This window comes from Thermodesulfobacteriota bacterium (assembly GCA_040757775.1).
In the GTDB taxonomy this organism is placed as follows: domain Bacteria; phylum Desulfobacterota; class UBA8473; order UBA8473; family UBA8473; genus UBA8473.
The window spans coordinates 1-925 of the sequence record JBFLWQ010000004.1; the positions used below are offsets into that span (position 1 = coordinate 1).

2 protein-coding genes are annotated in these 925 nt (G+C 40.0%); both read right to left on the bottom strand.

All coding sequences use genetic code 11. From position 1 onward, the window contains the following. Positions 1–123 (bottom strand): transposase (locus AB1401_03535; GenBank protein ID MEW6614532.1); only part of this gene is annotated, 123 nt, incomplete at its 3' end. 133 nt (positions 124–256) lie between these two features. Next, complete coding sequence (locus AB1401_03540) at positions 257–769, bottom strand: hypothetical protein (GenBank protein ID MEW6614533.1); 513 nt, start codon at positions 767–769, stop codon at positions 257–259. Positions 770–925: the final 156 nt, after the last annotated feature.

The following is a 925-nucleotide window of genomic DNA, read 5'->3' on the forward strand; positions in this document are numbered from 1 at the left end:
AGACATCATGGACATATATCCTTGATAATCATCGTCGCAGAAAAAAGTCTGCATCCGGCGATTACCCCGCTGGGTGATGTTGTGAGGTATTCCCGGTATGACGACTCTTGCTATCCTTGCCATGCCTAGATTATTGCCAGTATTGTCCCCAATTGTCAAATGTTAAGTATACTGTCCCCGGAATCCCCCCCGAGCGGAGCGAGGGGAGAACATAGAAATAACCCACAGGCGATAGCCTGATGGGTTCATTGATTGGTTAGCACAATTTTGTGTTTCGTAATATTTTGTCGATGTAACTTATAGCTGTTTCATAAAATTCTAAATGACGTTTATCATCGAATCTAATTTTGCAATTTCCTTTTATGTATTCAGGGCAAAAGTATTCTAAATTATAATTTAAAAGAAGGAGATCGTGCTCTTGGCAGAAGGGGATTTTGTCAACCGAATAGTCATAAGGATTGCGAATACACACTTTCCATTTCAATTCTTTTCCAATAGGTATAATTTCAATTTTAACGGGGGACTTTTTAGATGATTGATTCAATTTTTCAGTTTTTATATAAGTGTATATCAATACAACAAGAACCAAGGCTAATATTACCCATAATGGGGATGGTAATTGGAACGATATTTTTAGGAAATCATATGAGAGTTGATAAAGATGAAATATACCGCCTAGATATGCAACAATTGCAGAAACGGTTAATTCAATCCAGTGTTTCAATAACCATTTTATCAATTTTTGTATTATTTTTCTCGGGATTTTCATTTGTTTCTATTTATTTATTATATTTAGTGCTAACGCCGCGGATGAGGAGTGCCCCCGCAGGGGGCATCTGTTCAATCCGCTGGTTGTGAGGCGCTTCGCGCCGAACAATCAGCGGATACTGCTCATCCGCGGCGTGTGGGGGGGGGGGGCCGGGGC